This is a genomic window from Flavobacterium aquatile LMG 4008 = ATCC 11947, assembly GCF_000757385.1.
GTDB lineage: Bacteria > Bacteroidota > Bacteroidia > Flavobacteriales > Flavobacteriaceae > Flavobacterium > Flavobacterium aquatile.
This window is the reverse complement of record NZ_JRHH01000001.1, coordinates 469,966-488,275: the sequence shown is the minus strand read 5'-3', so window position 1 is coordinate 488,275 and position 18,310 is coordinate 469,966. Positions and strand designations below refer to the sequence as shown.

The window sequence follows — 18,310 nt, the reverse complement described above, 5'->3', positions numbered from 1 at the left end:
AAGTAAAAATACGTGTTTTTAATTTTTTTTTATAATCGGTATTAACCTCTATTCTCATTAAAAATTTGAATGATTTTTTCTTTGAATTTTTTACCGTTTCGCGTCGCCGTATTTAGCCTTGAAAATACATTAAACAACAGTAATCCCAAGACACCGATTCCAATTAAGAACCCAACCCAACCAGCAGACTCGCTTTTCGTTGCATCATAACAAAAGTAAGACAAAGTAAGCGCACCTATAAAACCAAGAACAACAACTAAACACCCTGCACTTCCCGCAGGACGGCTGAAATATCCCTCAGGCTCATTCACTTCACGTAAAACATCCATTGTCTTGTTATACGCAAGTGCATAATTTTGTTTATGAGGGCTTTGCGCCCAAATAAAAATAAGTTCATGCCCTGTCAGCGCAGGTAAATCCCAATTTCTTAAATCAATGGCAATCGGCTTTTCGTCTGCGCCTTGTATGTAAACTTTCTGATGATGGGTAGAGTGTGTTGATATGCCTGTTACATATCCGTGTGAATCTTTATGACTTCTAACAGAAGTTTCAAGACCAGCTTGATTATCGAGGACAATGCCTCTGTAAATCTCATATTCTATAACTTGATTTCCTATTGTGAATTTCTGCATATATTACTTTTTAATGAAACGTATGTTTTGTTTTCCGCTTTCAGTTTCCATTGAAACAATGAAAACGCCTGCCGATAATCCCGACACATCGAAAGACTTTGTTTGTCTATCAAACGGCAAGGCAAATTTGCGCCCGTTTATGTCGTAGATAACAGCCGACAGTATTTCCGCTTCGGAAATATAAATGCGGTCGGTAGCAGGATTTGGATAAACCACAAAAGAATTTTTAACATTTTCGGCAATTCCTAACGCAGTACAGCTATATGCTGTTGGAGTTGAAACAGGCGTTGAGCCATCGCCGACCAAATTTGTTGTACCCCATGTCCAAAATGTACCGTCCGATTTTACGCCACTTGACTGCTGATAACCCGCAAATGCGTCAACCCAATTTGTTGCCGTTCCGATTTGTGCAGGGCTTGAATAATCTCCCGCCGTGCCATTTCCTAATTGCTGAAAATCATCGTTACCCCAGCCCCATAAAGTGCCGTTGGTTTTGGTCATTAAGACATATTGCGTACCTTCATATTTTTTCACAGAAGCCGTCTTCCAATTGCTATCTATCCCAATTTGCAGGGGAACATTGCTATTTAATGAAAACCCTGAATTACAAAAACCCCACGCCCAAAGTGTATTGTCGGTTTTCATAGCAAAAGAAAGGCGAGAGCCGCAATCAATCCATTTCCAGTTTGTACCAGTACCTATTTGAATAGGCGTGTAGCTATCCGTCGTCGTTCCGTTCCCTAGCTGACCGTTTTGATTTAGACCCCAAGCCCATAATGTACCGTCAAGTTTAATCGCGAGACAGCTTCTGCCGTCGTTACCCGCAATATGGTTCCAGTTTGTTGCCGTACCAATTTGTATGGGTACGCTACTCTCAAAGCTGTTGGTCTGCCCGTTACCGAGATAGCCGTTGTTATTGCTTCCCCAAGCCCATAACGTGCCGTTTGTCTTGATGGCGACCGTGCCACGCTCTCCGGCGACAACCTCTTTCCAGTTGGTATCTGTCCCGATTTGTAGGGGAGTGGCTGAGTTACCGCCTGAGCCATTACCTAGTTGCTCATTACTATCACTTCCCCAAGCCCAAAGTGTGCCATCTGCTCTAATAGCAACAGTATGTGTCAATCCTGCCGAAACAGAAGCCCAGTTTGCGGAACTGATTAAGACGGGTTGCGGTCTGTCGATTATTGTACCGTCACCCAGTTGTCTTGAGCCATTCTCGCCCCACGCCCAAAGGCTACCATTTTGACTAATGGCAATAAAATGTAGCTCCCCTGTGGAAACTTTTTGAAAACATTGAGCAAATAAATTGCCCGAAACCGCGAATAACACGGCAGTTAAAAATAACCTCATAATATTCTGTGTTTAGAATTTACCGTTGAATGACAGCGAATGCGTCAACACAAATTGAGGAAATTTTCTACGAAATGAAGAATTTTCAACTATCAATTTGTTAGTTTAAGTATTTTTTTGTTACTTTGACTAACTCAAATACAGTTAAAATACATGGAGACTAAGCAGTTAAATATTGGGGACAATGTTAAAAAGTTCAGAGAGCTAAAGGGATTTACCCGTGAGCAGATGGCAGATTACTTGAATTTAAGCGTCAGCGCATACGGCAATATTGAGCGTAATAAAACGGACTTGACCATTTCTCGCATTCAACAAATTGCAGAAATACTTGAAGTTGAAATGTCGCAAATTTTAAATTTTGATGCTTCACAAGTTTTTAATATCGAGCATAACGATGTGATACAAGGGTCAAATTCTAAGATTGAGAATCACAATTACGTGGATGAATATTTGAAGAAATATATTCTTGTTTTAGAGAATGACAATGCTCGTCTAAAAAAATTAGCTGGCGAAGCATAAGGATATGGCAGATTCAAAAATAATTACGTGCAGACATTGCGGCAATATTTCTAAAATGGAGATTACTGCATCAGCTGAGATAAACGAAGCATATGGAGATTCTCAAACTGGATATAGTCCAAATATGGGAACTTCTTACGATGTTCTAACATGCCCTGCCTGTAAAAAAGCTACTATTGTTACTTATTTTTGGCACGAGGATATGGAATCTGAGGATATTAAATATGAATTCCTTTTTCCAACTGAAAAAATTTATCCCTTAGGATTACCGGAAAATATTCTAGCTATTTATAAAGATGCTGAAAAGATTAAAGCTTTGAATGTTAATGCATACGCAACTGCGGTGCGCCGTTTACTAGAAACTGTTTGCATCGAACATGGCGCAAAGCCAGACATGCTTGCAAAAATGCTGAAAGAGCTAGCAGACAAAGGTGAGATCCCTCAAAAGCTTGTGAAAGTTGCCAGTGGTCTTAGAAACTTTGGTAATGTGGGCGCACACGCAGCGGCTGGTGAATTAAGTCCAAAAGAAATTCCAATTATTACAGCATTAACGACTGCTTTATTAGAATTTCTGTATAGTGCTCCATATTTGGCGACACTTGCCGAGAATAAGTTAAACGAATTAAAATCTAAAAAAACATAGACATGGCATTTAGTAATATTGTTGAAATTTGCGTGGCGATAGATATCGCCATTTTAGGCATCGCATATCCTATCATCATTGATAAAATTTCAGGTATAGGCGAAAAATTTTCATCAAATTACTTGTCAAATATTTTTAATTCGGAATTCCCTCAAAGACCCATTAAGTACAAGTGGCGAAAATACAGTGGCGAAATTTCAATTTTTAAATTAATTCTCTATTGTACGATAATATCATTTTTACTTTTGATATTTGATGCAGAACCTTGGTTCGGCTGGGATAATGGCTTTATCAATAATTCGGCGAACCTAATCGTTTTACTGATCACAATTGTATTGACTGTATGTTTTTTTCAGTGGCTGGACATCGTGGTAAAATATAATGGTAAGGCAACATCATTGTTGCAATATCTAACGACACGTTACCATGCGAGCGAGGCAACTCAGGATGATTATAATTTAAAGACTATCAATGAATTTGCTATTTATGCCATTAATCAACAGGACGAGCATTTACAAGAAACGTTATTAGAATTTTACTATTTAGCTTTTTCCAATATCAGACAAAAACACGACAGAACCAAACCTCTAGTTTACCCATATGATCTTTATGAAATAGTTTATCGACTTTGTTATAAACTTGTTGATACTGATAATAAAAACTTACTTGCTTTAGAGCATAGAGCTGTAAGTGCTACTTGGTTGCTTGGGGAAGATTTTGAAGAAATAGAAATCTCCGAGGAGACTTATGAGTGGTTATGGCGTATAATGTATGCAATTAGTGACAAGGAGAAATTTATTAGAATGTATTGGTCAACTGCACATCAGTACACCGATATGCAAATGCCGTATATAATGGCAGAACACAATGATAAGTTCGAAATTATTAATCAGGTCGCAATTGATAAGCGACAGAGAGAAAAGAAGAGATATTTCGAATTTCATTTTGCCTTAGGTGGATTGCTTTTGTACCGCGAACAATACTCAACATTAAAATATATTTTTACTTATACACAATCTCAACCCCCTAGATACGCTTTACTACCTGAAAGCATGACGCAAATCTTTGCATGGTTTGAATCATTCTCAAACGAATTTAAAAGCCGCCGTGAACCTCTAGACCGCAGATACTCATTTCCTGAACTCGATAATCTAGGAACGCGAAGACAAGTTAATTTTTGGATGTGTAGCTATATGACGTTGCTATTTGTTAGGCTTTATTCCCTAAATCAACATTACACATATCAAAATTTTACAGCACAGCCGAACCTTCCAGACTCGATAGCTGAACTTCGCGATTGGCTTCAAGCAGTTCCATTTTTCGAAAGTTGCTTAAAGAGAATATTGGAAAATGAAAAACTATTAAAGATATTGGGATTTGAAAAAGTTGTGGAAGAGCATCAAGCTGATTTCTCAAAATACATTGAAGATCTTAAAGCAAGATTGATAGAGAAGAGTGGGACGCAAAAATTAAATGCTGCCCTTTCAGCAGAAAAATTGCAGAAGTTTAAAGATTCATCAATTGCAATAATTAAAGAAGCGTTCTCAAAATATGAGAGCATTAAAAATCTTGGAGAATACACAGAGCAAGAAAATGATTTGAAATTAACCGTTACAGGACAGACGATTTTAACAGGGAAAAACTCTTTCATCGAAGATACTGGTGTTCATCATTTAAACTTCGACACAATTCTTGCCGAATCCATAGCATCACATAGTATTAGAAAATATATACCAAATTCATTCCTTGTCGCAAAATCAAGACGATATTTGTTAAACCAAGAAAATATTAACGACGGGATTCAAAAATTAATAGGCAATAAAAAAGATGTTGTAATTGTTGCTGTGAATTTGAGCTACGATACCAAAGCGACCTTAGAAAAGTACAAATCACAGATAATTGAAATTAAAGGAAGTGAATACAGGATACAGGATTGTCTCTTTGTTTTAAAGAAAAGCGATTTACCTTTTATTATCCACCGAGAATTAGATGCAAAAGTCGTCGCTGATGAAAAATTTGAGCTTATTGATAATAACCTTAAACTTTACTCCGCTATTCTCGACCTAAGCCTAGCGGAAAATACATCTATCAGGGAAAAATATACGAAGGAAGATTTAGAAGATGAATTAAAGGTACAGACAACTTTAGCGTTTCTCACATTAATTGTTTATAAGAACAAGCGCGAAATTGTGCAGCTTAATATCGCTTCCCAATACAAAGAGCAGGGTATTCAGAACAAGATTGAAGAAATTGAACCTTTAAGTTAATTCAGGGCTTATTCACTGTGCCTGTACTGTCAATTTTTGGCTCATTCTTGCTTTTATTTTTTCCAGTACCCAAAACTTTTTCATCAGCAGCCTTACGTCCAAATTCAGCGATTTCGTCCAAAGTGTATTTTCCACTCGCTAAGAGAACAAAAAATGTGGTGATGATAACAACTGTAATCGCTCCTGCTTTTTTTACAGTATCGTATAATTCAAATGCTGCAAAAACGGACAACGCTATTGTAAACATACTTGCAAGAAATAATCCGGTTTTATATGGCTGGAGAAAATAGATACCAAAACATAATAGGATAATAGTTACACTAAATATTATTACCTTTTTTCGTAGTTCATTTTTTGAGATTGCAGATTTTTTTGCATCCGCTTGCCGTGCCGCGTAAACACCCTTTGCATGACCGTAAGATAAAATGCCAGCGACCGTTACATCCTTTTTCGCCTGCTTTTCAATCGCTTCCTGAATTACAAATACTTCAACATCAGCCATACGCCTACTTTTTTAGAATTTTAAGAGCATGAGAATTGATGCTATTTACTTCATTGATTGCCGATTCCTCTTTCCAAAATTCATCGTCAATACCCTTAACAATATAAATATAGTCCGACAAATAAATTCCAGTCTTAGTAATGCTTGTCTCAGATATTTTATTAGCAGGTAATATCTCTATAATATTTTTGGCGACACTATCAAAAGCATCTTTTAAACTTGAAACCTTTGGAAGGAAATTATCAGAATTTGTTAAACCTGGTTTTTGCAATATGCGAAGCAAAACGCCATCATCGAATGGAACAATATCGAAAGTTTGCCCAGCATTCGTTTGCATGACGGAACAAGCGGCACTTCGAAAACAATTGACGTAATTTTGAACATTCTCTTTTAATTGGCTATCCATTTTCGGCTCCTGAGCGATAATATCGGCTTGTTTAAAAAGTTGATCGGCCAGCATAGCTGAAACAAGTACAGCTTTTGCTGTACCATATAGCTTTGGACTAAATCCGATAGCATTATGGTACAGCAAAATATTCTTATTATCTATAAGTTCTTGTAAAGGTGCATCTACATCGAAACCAAGCTCTAGCGATGCTTCTGCTTTCTTTTTTTCATCCATGATAAAAGTTGTAAGCAGCTAATTTACATAATTTTAACATATTTACAAACTTAAATCTTTAACAATAACGTCATACACGACAATTTCGCTTTCCTCTTTTGTTCCCTCATATCGTTTGTCAACCGCCACAATCTGCCTTGGCACATGCGCCATAAGGGTTTCAAATAAGCCCTCAAGGTTACGCCCCTTGAGCGTAATTTCATGTGTTGTATAGACAAGCTTAATCGTATTTGCCTCAGGCGAATATTCTCCAGATACCAAATAAGCGTAATTCAAAAATAACCGCTTCCCATCCGCTTGCAAAAAGCAAAGATTGCGGACGTGTCCAGTCGTAGAATAGTTTTCAATTTCTTGAGTATCTTTAGGATTTGACGCATCAGTATTCTGACCGTCCTTGCCTCTGTTCAGTTTATCAAAATTACCTGTCAGGTTCATAATCTTTGATTGGGTTATGGTTTGTCTCCTGTTCTTTGTCTTGTCTTTGTAGGTCGGTCACAAAATCTCGATGACTTTTGCCTTTGCTAACCAGTTCAATTGCCGACTGGCGTTCGCCGAGTTCGGCAGCGTGTTCGAGTAGGCTCTCTTTATCATCCGTATAAATCCGAGCGTTATCGCGCCCCCTCGATACAGAAACATAAAACTGTTTCGCATCCGTTGCCGGAAACGTCCCCGCAGGCTGATAAATGAAAACCTCGTCAACCGTTTTTCCTTGCGAAGCATAGGACGTAATAACGTGAGCATGATTAAGGTGTCCAAAACTCTTATCGAGTTCATAACTTGATTTACTGACCTCGTTTTTGAGTTCAATCTTTCCGCTTGCAGAAACTTTGGTCACTTCGAGCATCGTCCCATTATTCAACCGCTTGCCGTTTGCATCAAAGCTGTTATCAGTAATCAGCACTTTGTCGCCTTTGGCGAGTTGTATCTCTTTTTCTTGGTAAAGGCTGTATCGATGGCTACTTGACATCGGCAAGGCTTTGCTTTCGCTTTTGTCATTCACTAGCTTGATTTGTTGGTCGGTTTTTTCAACCGTCCAAATACTGCCACGATTGAAGCCTGTTACATTCTGATTGAATTTCACAATCTGGCCGCTTTCGTAATTTCGTGTATCGGCTTTCTCGGCTTCGGTTAGGTTGATGCTTTTATACCGTGTGGCGGTAATTTCCTTTTTACCCATCAAACCCGCCTCTTTCATTTTTTGGCGAATTTCTTTTGTGGCTTCCTCGCCCTGGGCGTGGGTCGGTGAAATTACAATCGCGGATTTTCCTTTTTTCAAGGCATCCATATAGTCCCTTACCATTTGCTCGTTTGGCTTCATTGGGTCAACGGCGATAATTGCCCCCATATCATCCAATTTATCAAATGCTTCTTTGACCTTTCCTTTGGAAAGGTCTTCGACCGTCGCCTTATAATCCTCATTTTTTTGGCGGTATATTTTACTGACCTCAGCCGTCTTAATGCCGGCAACGGTGTTCAGTATGCGTAAAGCATCGCCACGCACAACGCTTGCGTGCTGTCTTGTATCGCCGCCTAAAATAAGCTGTGCATTTTGCTTGTTGGCAACTTCGAGCAAGTCGGTCATGTCTTTTGTACCAAGCAATCCCGCTTCATCAACCCAAAGAACCTGATTTTTGACCTTTTCCTGCATTTTGACATCGGTCAGTAATTTGGCGACGGTTTCGGCATTGTCGAAACCTTCCTCTTTCAACACGCCACGGGAAGCTTGCGCCGTAGGCGCAACCACCATCACGGTTTTACCCGCCTGTTCCATCTTAGCAACTGCTTCTTTCATCAGCGTGGTTTTACCCGTGCCTGCCGCCCCTCGGACGATGGAAACACGGTTTGAGGTCGTCAAAACGTGTTCGACCGCTTCCCGTTGCTGACCCTCAAGATTTAGGTCAGGGGCTTTCTCGTAAGTAGGAACAAGCTTGCCCTTGCCTTGGCGTGCCAAATCGACCATGTGCTTTTCTTCGGTCAGCACTTCCTTGGTCGTACACATCGGGCGGAATTTCTCGGTAATATGTATTAAGCGTTGGTCTTGTTTGAATTGCTCGGAGATAGCCTCAACACTTGCGCCCGATGTACCGACCGCGTGGCGGTACGCCGCTTCTAAAACGCGTCGGTCATGGCTGACCGACGCGCGCTCAAAACAATGCTCAATCGCATGGTCTATGCATTGCTCGGCGGTCAGCTCCCGTTTTTGACGGTCGGGCGCATGGCGCACGATTTTAGCGTCTTCCTCGGTTTTACCGAGTTCGGCAATCTGGGAGCGCCACTCGGTTTTAAGCTCGTCCATACTATGACCTTTTTGCTTTTTGGCGCGAGTACGTGCGCCGAGTTCTGCCAATTCCTTGGCATCCGTCACGCCCTTTTCCTTGGCGATACGCCCGATTTCATCGGTACGCTTGGAAAACAAGTCCAAGACCTTTTGTGGTACGCCATCAATCTCGAAAGACTTGTCCGTCTTTCGGATGCCATAGCCAAGCTCGGTCAGTTTGTCGGATAAGGTTTTGTGAAACCTTGCCTGATAATAAGGCATGTCCCGCTTGATATCCTTAAACTCACCCGCCTTGATGCGGTTTTCGGTATCGTCCCAAGTCGCATTAAAGACAAAGCAATGGCTGTGCAAATGCGGGTCAGGCACACGACCCTCGACGGGTCTTGCCGTCTGGTGGGTAAAATGCGCCCAAGCAAGCTCGCTCGTGCCTCGCTCGCTTTGTTGTCCGTCAAGCCTTACCCGTGTCTTCCCGTCAGCCTCGATGCATTGCATGGTCTCCGTGACGCTCTCCTGAAAGGCTTTCAGAATATGGTCGTCTCCTGCCAAGACATGGAGAACTGAGACGGATTTCGGGCAATGAAAGTTAATGTCATAGCCGACCTTCCGATGCTCTTTCGTTCGGGGTGTCAAAGACTCACCATTTCTCGGGTTCACGTTTTCACACAAAGCGAAAAACGTGTCTTTCATATCCTTGTCGAACAAGTCCAAGCGTTCGGACAAGCGTCCTTGCCAAAAGCCTTGAAGCTCTTGGTCACTGACGTAATAGTCGGACTTCATTAAGGCATCAGAAAAATATGCCTTGGCGTGTCCAGCAGACTGGCTTTGAATCATTCTAATCATAGAAAAAGTGTATAATCATTTTACGGAAATAAGATTTATTTCGGCATCCGTATAAGACAAATAACGATGCCTAAATTGTGGTTAAAAAAAAGCCGCCCCTAACACAGCTTGGCTGTGCGAAGAGCGGCATAGCAGTACATTAAAGAAAACCCATCAGACATCTCCCCTAAACACTGCTTAGGCTTTTATTTTTGACCTAAAATATCTGTTACAGCCGTTCCTCCTGAGGTGTTTTTTGGAGCGGTTGGAGCAATTGGACTTGACGCTTCTGTGACGATTTCTTCGGTCATAAAGGGCATGATTTTACGGCGCATCTCAGCACCATTTGGCTTGCTTCCTCGGAATTGAAAACCTTTCGTTTCGTCTGCATTGACATCATTAACAAAGGCATTTTCCAGTTCTTCATTACAGATGATTTCGTCTATTTTATCCAAGATAAAGTTATCACCGCCGATATAAGCGGAAATGTAACTCATGGAATAAAAGAAGCTACATACAATCAATAGCCATCCTAAAGTCTGGCCAATAAGGGCTAACAAAACACCCGCGGCAAAGAAAATTGCAGGCTCAAGATAACATTCGATAAATCGAACATTCGGCGAAAATCCACCAATTTTAAGATTGCGAATAATGGGATGAATAATACCGCTTGAAAGACTAAACCTTCCAAAATCAAACACAGAAGGAGCGCGTAGATTATCTCTGTAATGCTTGATACAGAAACCCAAAAAGGCAACCAAATAAAGATACCAAGTGATGTAATCGGGCATGATACCGCCTTTGGTTTCGGGTTCTATATTCTGCGTTTGTTCGATAACATTTCCGAAAGTTTCGTCATAAGAATAGCTTTCGGTCGCCAATTCCGAACCGTTCCAACTTTCCGATACTTGCGAAATACCCATAGGCAAAGCCGCCAAGATAAGCGTTAAGATAATAGCCGTTGAAAGGCTGAAATATCTTTCTCCAAAGTCCTTACGAGTAAAAACCTCAATCAGCATACGCGGGTATGACACGAACATAGAGCAAAAAGAAAGAAATAATAATTTAATGGCATTGCCACGACCGAAAGTGTCTCGGTAATAAAGATTTTTTATTTTATTTTGATTTTCCATTTTATAAGTAATTTAATTGTTATTAATATTTGACATGAAATTTTGGTCGAAAGTGATTTTGATATGACTGCAATCGTCTTTAATCGGGTTTCCCTGAAGGTGTAAATAACCCTCGACCTTGGCATTATTTAAGTCCCCGCCTGTTGTCAGCCTGACAAAATCTTCCGGTCTGACGATACGGTCAATTTTGAGCGACTTGGTTCTGGATGCCGAGAACTGTCCGGCGGCGGTTGCCGTTCGTGACGTTTCCTCAAAATACCCGTCACCGATCAGTTCAGACGCATAGCGGTTGGTTTCGACATCGGCATTGGCGTGGAAAATTTTAGTGCCGAGCGTACCGAGAAAACTTTTGACCTTATAAGCGGATTTTGCACCGCCCATATTGGCAAGGTAATTAGGGAGATTTTGCGAAATATATACCGTTGCAATGCGGCTACTTCTTGCGGTTGCCTGATAGTCAGGGTCATGCTCGTGCAGGAAGTTTTGCGCCTCGTCCGCCCATAGGAAAACAGGCAGACCGTTCTTTGAAACATCCCGCTTTTCCATCGCTCTCTGCCAAATGTATTTAAACATGATTTGGCTATCGATACCGACTTTGTGGTAAAGCTTGACAGGCAAATTGAGCAGGATGATTTTACCTTGCATACAATCATCAGGCGTAAAAGTCGAAGCATGACGGCAAAACAAGGAATAAATCGGGTCACGTAATAGACGAAACAAAAAGCCTGAAAAAGAGAAGTCAATAATCGATCGTGTTTTCTCGCTTAAGTTCATAAAGCTTTCGAGAAAAAACTGGTCAATGGCTTTTAATGTTCGTGCGTCAGACAAGGCATTAAAAAGAGCTTCCTGATAGTCTGCTTGACATAGTCGCTCTATAACATCCTCATTTAATTGTTCCCAAACTTCTATTTGATTTTTGACATTTTGTTGCGCAAGTTCAAAAGCATCTGTAAAAGCAAGGTTTCTTTTATCATTGCTCGTAAAACTTTCAGCTTTTGGAATTGCCTGCACGATATCAAACATTCTTTGTACGGAAACTTTCCCATAGGCAAGTTTGCAAAGGTCAATCACATTAAAAATAAGCATATCGAGAGCCGATTCCCAAAATGGGTCGTCAGCTCCACCGCCTGACTTTTCTTGTGACGCACGAATAACCGTTTTAAGAACTTGGACAATGTTTTCGGTCATTCCTTCGCCTTTACTCTCATAATCGAGAAAGTCGAAATAATGCCCCTGTCCAGGTTCAACGATAATCAAATCGTCCGTTCTGCCTGTGAGTTTACAGTATTCTTGCCAAAGGGCTTTTTCATCGGGTTTAACGGTCAATACAAGACCGCCAAACCCTGCTGATAGGTATTGAAGAGCAATCATCCGACCTGAGCCAGAAGTCTTGCCTGAGCCGATACCCCCGAAGATTTGAACACCTTCGACCGCATTTCTAATCGTCCAACAACGCATAGGTTGTTCCTGTCCGCTTAAATTAATAAGCGGATAATCAAGATTGATTTTATCCATCTAGTTATTTGAGATTAAAAGTATTGTGAGCGTATTTGTCTAAGTAGGCTTCGATTGAAGCACGGTCGTAGAGAATGACCTTCTTTTGCGGTTGGGAAAATCTAATTTTCCCTTCGTCACGCAAATTTTGGAGTGTGGTTTTAGACTTAACATTCAAGAGACGCATGGCTTCTTTTTGCGAAACCCATTTGTCCTCATGTTTGTTTTTCTTATCAAGATATGTAGTGACCTCATTTAAGAGGGCATAAAAAGCCTCATCTTCGAGACAGATTATTTGCATAGGCAATATATTACTTAATATTCAGTGAAAGGATTTTATAACACCTGAATCCCAAAAAGGTTTACCTAGATGACGAAGTCCAATAATGAACTCACAACTGAAAATTACATAGCTTTAATATTTAAGTGTTTTGTAAGATTAAAATTAGTGAGAAAGGAAATGCGAAGATTAATTTATCTATGAAGGAAACGGAAATCCGATTAAGTGTAAAAAGGAAGTATTACAACGGTAAAATTAGCCTGTGGAGAATTTAGCTTTAGAAAAATTTGCGATGAAAAAAAAATAGATTGTAATAAAAAAGGGACTCATTACTGAATCCCAAATTAATTTTTTCGTGTAATTTTCAATGTTTTTTATAGTTGGTCATTAATTAGGCGTAAGGTATCCTGAATTAGACCGTCAAGCTCTGGTGCCGTTAAAGTTGCAGGGTTCACAGTTAACGTTGCAAAATCAGGTGAAGGTGTGCCATGGTGAGGCTTCCATGAAACACTATTAATCAAACGAAGCTGTGCAATGATTGTAACTCTGTTAACATTATCCTTAAACACAACAGGAGAAGCTTCCAAGAAAGTAATCAAGTTACCAAATGTTTGTAGAGTCGTCATTCCTCTAACATCCATATAAAATTTAAAGCGCAAATGCGCCTCAAGTACATTTCTCAACAATCCTAATACTATATCTTTATCTGCATGATTAGGAGATATTCTAAAAGCTTCCAAAGTCTCAATATTCCTGAAATATTCGTTTTTAACCAATTCATCCAAATCGCATACTTCTAAAATTGATGCCTTTGCAGCAAAATTTTCCTTTACCCGCAAAGTTCTTTTTTGAGCACCGCCAAAATCTTTACCAATTTCATGTAAAAAATACTCATTATGACTAAGTACAATTACTTGTTTCATTAATGGCACTAATGCCCTAATTATTCCAATAGTGTTTGTACGACGGTTAGTATCAAGACTTGAAAGCGGATCATCAAAAACCAAAATCTTATCTATACGCTGTGGGTCAACATCTAGCTTGGAAAGAAAGAAAGCAAGAGCAATTGTACTTTTATCACCTTCACTTAAACATTCTCTAGCACTAAATGGCTGACCCTCAACAAACGATATATCTTTACCGTCCATTGTTAACTTGTAGCCTATTTTGCTTTGCGTTGCCCCGCCTCGTGGAGCGATATGTATTACATCCTCTATTTGAAAAGCTGTCTTAAAAACTGCGCCTAAGTAATGATTAATCCTTCCACTGTAACTCGTAAAGAAAGCTGTTGCCGCTGCTTCTTGCTGTGCTGAAAGAGTAGTATAGGCAGTTTCAAGGGCACGCAGTGTTTGCCGTTCAGTTGTTAATTGAGTGCAAAGAGTATCAATTGCAGGCTCAAACCTTTTTTGAATTCTTTTAAGCCTATCAACTTCTGCCTGTGCCTGCTCAACTGTTTGAATTCCTCCTTTAAAAGTTGTAATTCCTGCATTGTAGTTGGTCACCGACTGATTATAAACGGTCATATTGGTATTAATACTTTGTATTGAACTCTCGAAATTTTCAACATCATCGACAACAATGGCGTTTGAAGGGTTTTGTGTTTTCTGACGTATAACCGCTAAAACTCTGGCGTATTCTGCACGCAAAGCTGTCTCATTTGGAGCGTTATAGGTAGGTGCTGTCACTGTTCCCGGCAAATGAGTTGACCATGAAGCAACCGAATTTGAATTGGTTTGATTTACATTGGCTAGAGACTGTAGTGTTACATCCAAATTGAAAGCTTCCACATCAGAAAGATGATTTTGTATTCTTTGAGTAAGCGCATTGAAATTTTCATTAAACAAAGATGCATAAGCTCTGATGATATCAAGATTATTACCCAGTTCTTGACGGCAAAAAGGACATCCTAATACATCACCCTCTGTCTCTTTTCCTTGCTTGTTACCTAAATATTCAAAACCCTGTTTAAGCCATGTTTCGGGGCTATGAATACCATTTTCAGAAAGGTCTTGGCAATGTGTACTAAACAATTCCTGCAATGTTTGGTCTTGAATTGTGTCAGTTGTTGCCAGTAAATCTACTTTCAAAGATTCAAAATTTATATTTGTGTTAATTGTTGAAAGTAATGTCAAATTTGGTAACGCTTGAATTGCCGTATTTGCTGTCGCGCTCGCAAGTGTCCCCGTTGCTGTTACAATCAAAGGAGCAATTCCAGCTGCGCTTGCTAATTGAAGGTTAAGAAAACTGTTTAGAGATGCAGAAGTGAGTCCATTTCCAACTTGCGCTAAAATCTGCTGCTCTAATGATGCGGATGAAGCCCGAAGTGCGGTCTTGCTGGTCTTATTAGTTTCAATTTGCTGTTGAATAGCTACACCCTGTGCCCCAACTACAAATTGATGAAGTTGCTTTTTATGATCATCACCGAAATCGAAACCGGAATAAATATTGTCGTTGATAAAGTGTATGTCAAAAATTTCTATCTCTGGCAAAGGTCGCGTCCAACCAGCAGTACCAAAAGTGTGGAAAACTTGAGGGGTTCCCAATTGTATAACCTGAGCGGATTGTACGGCAGTATTATTTGTAGAAATTCTACTTCTAACAATTTGCGGATTATTTGTATTTAATGAACGTAAGATAGAAGTTAAAGTTGTTTTACCACTTCCGTTATCGCCATATATTAAATTTAATTTTAGAAAATTGACTTGTCCGGCTGCTTGATAATTGCGGAATTTGCCAATGGAAATTAGTTTTTCAATTTTATGTATCATATATATTAACCGTCAAAAATTAACAAAGATCAAATACTATATTGCTAAAAGACAATTAATAATAGCTGATTTAAGTTACAAATATAAGAAAATTTAACATTTTAGAATCTATCCCAATACAGCATCCAAAGCCTCGTCCGCATCTTTATATATAAAGTTAGCCTGATATCCGATAGTCGTCTTGATATCGCTATGTCTGTATAGCTTCTGTAACATCTGAATCGGAATTTTGTCGCCTGCCAAAGTCGCAAAAGTATGTCTTGAAATATGCATCGTTACCTTGCTTTCAATTTCAGCGGCAGGAAGCACAAATTTGTTCAATATCTTATTATAACGATTTACAGCCTGTGCAATCTTCCTTTTAACCTCAAATTCGTCATTCAAGTCAGGCAGGATTTTTAGGTCCGGAAAAATAAGGTCGTTTTTATTCTCTTTATCGCTTAAGTATTTATTTAAAATCGCAAAAGCTTTCTCAGGCGTTTTTAAAGACCCTGCTTTGTTGTTTTTACCCATTGTGTAATGTAATCGCATTTCCTTGAAATCCGACCAACGCAAACGCAAGACATCCGAAACGCGCATCCCTGCAAAGTAATAGGAGACAAGCCATATATTCCTTGCATGGTCATGGCTGAATATAGGCAAGTCCACCGTTTCAAGTTTTATAACATCTTCGTTACTGATGCCGACCTTTGTACTATCCGGAAACTCGATAGAGGTTTTACCTTTGCCAAATGGGTAATGCTTTTCTTCCGTCACACCGTCCCTGATGGCTTGGCTGAAAACAGAGCGTATCATAACCAAGTAGTTTGCTATGGTGCGGTCACTACTTTTGCGCTTGGAAGCTAATTCTACTTTAAACCTTGCTAAAAGCCCCATGGTAATATCAGAAAAAGCAATATCGCTGAGACCCGTTTCCGCGACATCTTTTTTACCCGTTGGTTTGTCCGCTTTCGTAATATCTCGACCACTAACAAATAACTGAAATATTTTGACACGGGATTTTTCAGCGATGAAACAATTATAGTTTCCCGTTTTCTCCAAATTCTTTAAATAAATATGTGCCTGTGCAAAGAATGTCGAACCACCCTTAGGCTTTAACTTTTGTTTTATCGCCCGTGTAGAAACCTCTTTTTTATGAGTCTCCACCTCAAGAGAGGTATCGCTTGCCTCGGCTTTCTTGGCGAGAATGTAATTATTAAGCCTTTTGGAATTTGGATGTGATGTTTTTACACGCTGTTCATCCTCAATCCAGTCTTCTTTTTTGATAGAATAATCCGTAAAAATATAAGAGGATTTTCTATCTTTGGTAATGCGTAACGCAAGCGGGAAAGTCCCGTCTTTCTTGGCTCTTGGATAGAGCACGACTTTAATTGAAGCCATAGTATTTGTTTTTATTACATATCAAAGATACGAAATTTTGCTAAAACAATGCTAAAACAAATGATGTTTTTTTATGGTTTTTTATGAATTAGTGTTTTTAACAAACCCAGTAAAATAAGGTTTTTTAATACATATTGAACCACATAAAACCAAAAAATAAGGATTCATAACCCTGAGGTCGAGAGTTCAAATCTCTCTCTCGCTACAATGACAAATATCAGAATTTAAACGGTTTAGTGTACGCTAAACCGTTTTTTTATGTCTAAAATTTTTATACATTTACAAAAAGTACACGCTACAGTACACGATTTGCAATTTAATGCCTTCAAAAACTTGTTAAAAAAGAAGAATTTTTCAACGCCAAAAATTTCTACTGGAGGAGTAGATATTTCGCAATGGAGTAAACTAAGTGAGGCAGAGAAAAAGAATGCTCTTACAAAAAATTGGTTTATCTATTATAGTTTTAGAGATTCAGAAACTTGCAATTTAAAACGCATGCCAAATATTAAAGGTGGAGCAAATCGATTAAAAACTAAATCCGAAAGATGGAATTATCTTAAAACATTGAGAGACGCATTAGAATTTTTACTTGAAAAAGGTTTTAATCCATACACCGACAATGACCTTGCATTATTAAATGAGAATCCATCAGAAGATAAAAAAGTAATTTTAGATACTGCTAATAATACAGTCTTACCTCAACAAATTGAAGTTGAAAACACTTCCATGACAATAAAAGAAGCATTTGATTTTGCTTTAAAAATTAAGAAGAATTCAATTAGTGATACTTCTTATAAGAACTTTGAACTACGAATTAGAAAGTTTAAAAAATCATTAGATGAAAACCAACCTATAACTTTTATCACAAAGAAAGTTGTTAATGACTATTTAAATGAGATTTTGAATGATACTAGTGCAAGAAATAGAAATAACTCACGAACAGACCTAAGTTCATTATTTCAAGTATTGGAGGACAACGAAATCATTTCTGAAAACATCATTAAGAAAATTAATGTTTTAAAATCCAATCCAGAGCGAAATAAAACTTATACACCCGAAATGCAAAAAGACATTTATGACTATTTAGAAATAAATGATCCGTTACTTTTACTATTTATAAAATTTGTATGTTACAATTATCTTAGACCAGTTGAAGTTTGTAGGCTTAAAGTAAAAGATATTGATATTGTTGACAAAAAACTTTATTTAAAAACGAAAAATAAGAAGGTAAAAATTAAAATTATACCTCAAATATTGATCGATGATTTACCTGATTTATCTCAGTTAAATCCTGAAAATTATCTCTTCACTCCTATTGGTTTAGGTAACGAATGGGAAGCAGCAGAAAATAACCGAAGAGATAATTTTAGTAAGCGTTTTAAAGAAGTTGTAAAAGAACCTTTCAAGTTAGGGATTGATTACGGAATGTATAGTTTTAGACACACTTTCATCACTAAACTTTATAGAGAATTACGTAAAAATCATTCGCAATTTGAAACCAAAAGTACTTTAATGTTAATCACTGGTCATTCAACCATGACCGCATTGGATAAATATTTGAGAGATATTGATGCAGAGTTGCCTGAGGATTATTCTGATTTGTTGAAATGAATTCACATCTAT

The 18,310-nt window shown here is 38.7% G+C and carries 15 protein-coding genes; 4 read left to right on the top strand and 11 right to left on the bottom strand.

What is annotated here, in order from left to right:
- Window positions 1-41 precede the first annotated feature (41 nt).
- Both LG45_RS02130 and LG45_RS02125 read right to left on the bottom strand, forming a co-directional pair.
- Window positions 42-632, bottom strand: a complete 591-nt coding sequence (locus tag LG45_RS02130) for a hypothetical protein (protein WP_035123940.1) — start codon at window positions 630-632, stop codon at window positions 42-44.
- A 3-nt stretch (window positions 633-635) separates the two neighbouring features.
- Window positions 636-1,982 (bottom strand): RCC1 domain-containing protein, encoded by a 1,347-nt coding sequence (locus tag LG45_RS02125; protein ID WP_052087450.1) that lies wholly within the window; start codon window positions 1,980-1,982, stop codon window positions 636-638.
- A gap of 153 nt (window positions 1,983-2,135) precedes the next feature.
- Here LG45_RS02125 and LG45_RS15975 point away from each other — a divergent pair, with 153 nt between their 5' ends.
- From LG45_RS15975 to LG45_RS02110, 3 genes are read left to right on the top strand one after another with little or no spacing between them, the layout of a single operon-like run.
- Window positions 2,136-2,501, top strand: a complete 366-nt coding sequence (locus LG45_RS15975) for a helix-turn-helix domain-containing protein (protein ID WP_052087449.1) — start codon at window positions 2,136-2,138, stop codon at window positions 2,499-2,501.
- A gap of 4 nt (window positions 2,502-2,505) precedes the next feature.
- Window positions 2,506-3,144 (top strand): DUF4145 domain-containing protein, encoded by a 639-nt coding sequence (locus tag LG45_RS02115; RefSeq protein ID WP_052087448.1) that lies wholly within the window; start codon window positions 2,506-2,508, stop codon window positions 3,142-3,144.
- Window positions 3,145-3,146: 2 nt separating this feature from the next.
- Window positions 3,147-5,411, top strand: a complete 2,265-nt coding sequence (locus LG45_RS02110; RefSeq protein ID WP_035123938.1) for a hypothetical protein — start codon at window positions 3,147-3,149, stop codon at window positions 5,409-5,411.
- Between the two features lies 1 nt (window position 5,412).
- Here LG45_RS02110 and LG45_RS02105 read toward each other — a convergent pair whose 3' ends face one another.
- From LG45_RS02105 to LG45_RS02065, 9 genes are all read right to left on the bottom strand, one after another.
- Window positions 5,413-5,913 carry a hypothetical protein gene (locus tag LG45_RS02105; protein ID WP_035123936.1) on the bottom strand — a complete coding sequence of 167 codons (501 nt, stop codon included), beginning with the start codon at window positions 5,911-5,913 and terminating at the stop codon, window positions 5,413-5,415.
- Between the two features lie 4 nt (window positions 5,914-5,917).
- Window positions 5,918-6,535 (bottom strand): hypothetical protein, encoded by a 618-nt coding sequence (locus LG45_RS02100; RefSeq protein WP_035123933.1) that lies wholly within the window; start codon window positions 6,533-6,535, stop codon window positions 5,918-5,920.
- A gap of 42 nt (window positions 6,536-6,577) precedes the next feature.
- Entirely contained in the window at window positions 6,578-6,970 is a 393-nt protein-coding gene (locus LG45_RS02095) for a hypothetical protein (RefSeq protein ID WP_035123930.1), read from the bottom strand.
- Window positions 6,954-9,653: a MobF family relaxase gene (gene mobF, locus LG45_RS02090; protein ID WP_205620513.1), complete on the bottom strand. Its 2,700-nt coding sequence runs from the start codon at window positions 9,651-9,653 to the stop codon at window positions 6,954-6,956. Before mobF ends, LG45_RS02095 begins: the two co-directional genes overlap by 17 nt.
- Before the next feature lie 185 nt (window positions 9,654-9,838).
- Window positions 9,839-10,765: a hypothetical protein gene (locus LG45_RS02085; RefSeq protein ID WP_131494630.1), complete on the bottom strand. Its 927-nt coding sequence runs from the start codon at window positions 10,763-10,765 to the stop codon at window positions 9,839-9,841.
- 12 nt (window positions 10,766-10,777) lie between these two features.
- Complete coding sequence (locus LG45_RS02080) at window positions 10,778-12,280, bottom strand: type IV secretory system conjugative DNA transfer family protein (RefSeq protein ID WP_035123927.1); 1,503 nt, start codon at window positions 12,278-12,280, stop codon at window positions 10,778-10,780.
- A 4-nt stretch (window positions 12,281-12,284) separates the two neighbouring features.
- On the bottom strand, window positions 12,285-12,560 hold the full coding sequence (locus tag LG45_RS02075) for a helix-turn-helix domain-containing protein (protein ID WP_035123925.1): 276 nt from the start codon (window positions 12,558-12,560) through the stop codon (window positions 12,285-12,287).
- Window positions 12,561-12,913: 353 nt separating this feature from the next.
- Window positions 12,914-15,307 (bottom strand): AAA family ATPase, encoded by a 2,394-nt coding sequence (locus LG45_RS02070; RefSeq protein ID WP_035123923.1) that lies wholly within the window; start codon window positions 15,305-15,307, stop codon window positions 12,914-12,916.
- 108 nt (window positions 15,308-15,415) lie between these two features.
- The gene (locus LG45_RS02065) at window positions 15,416-16,687 is read right to left on the bottom strand and encodes a site-specific integrase (RefSeq protein WP_035123919.1); all 1,272 of its coding nucleotides are present in this window, start codon (window positions 16,685-16,687) and stop codon (window positions 15,416-15,418) included.
- Between the two features lie 258 nt (window positions 16,688-16,945).
- Between LG45_RS02065 and LG45_RS02060 the strand changes: the two genes are divergently transcribed.
- Window positions 16,946-18,298, top strand: coding sequence for a tyrosine-type recombinase/integrase (locus tag LG45_RS02060; protein WP_035123918.1), 1,353 nt, complete (start codon window positions 16,946-16,948; stop codon window positions 18,296-18,298).
- Window positions 18,299-18,310 lie beyond the last annotated feature (12 nt).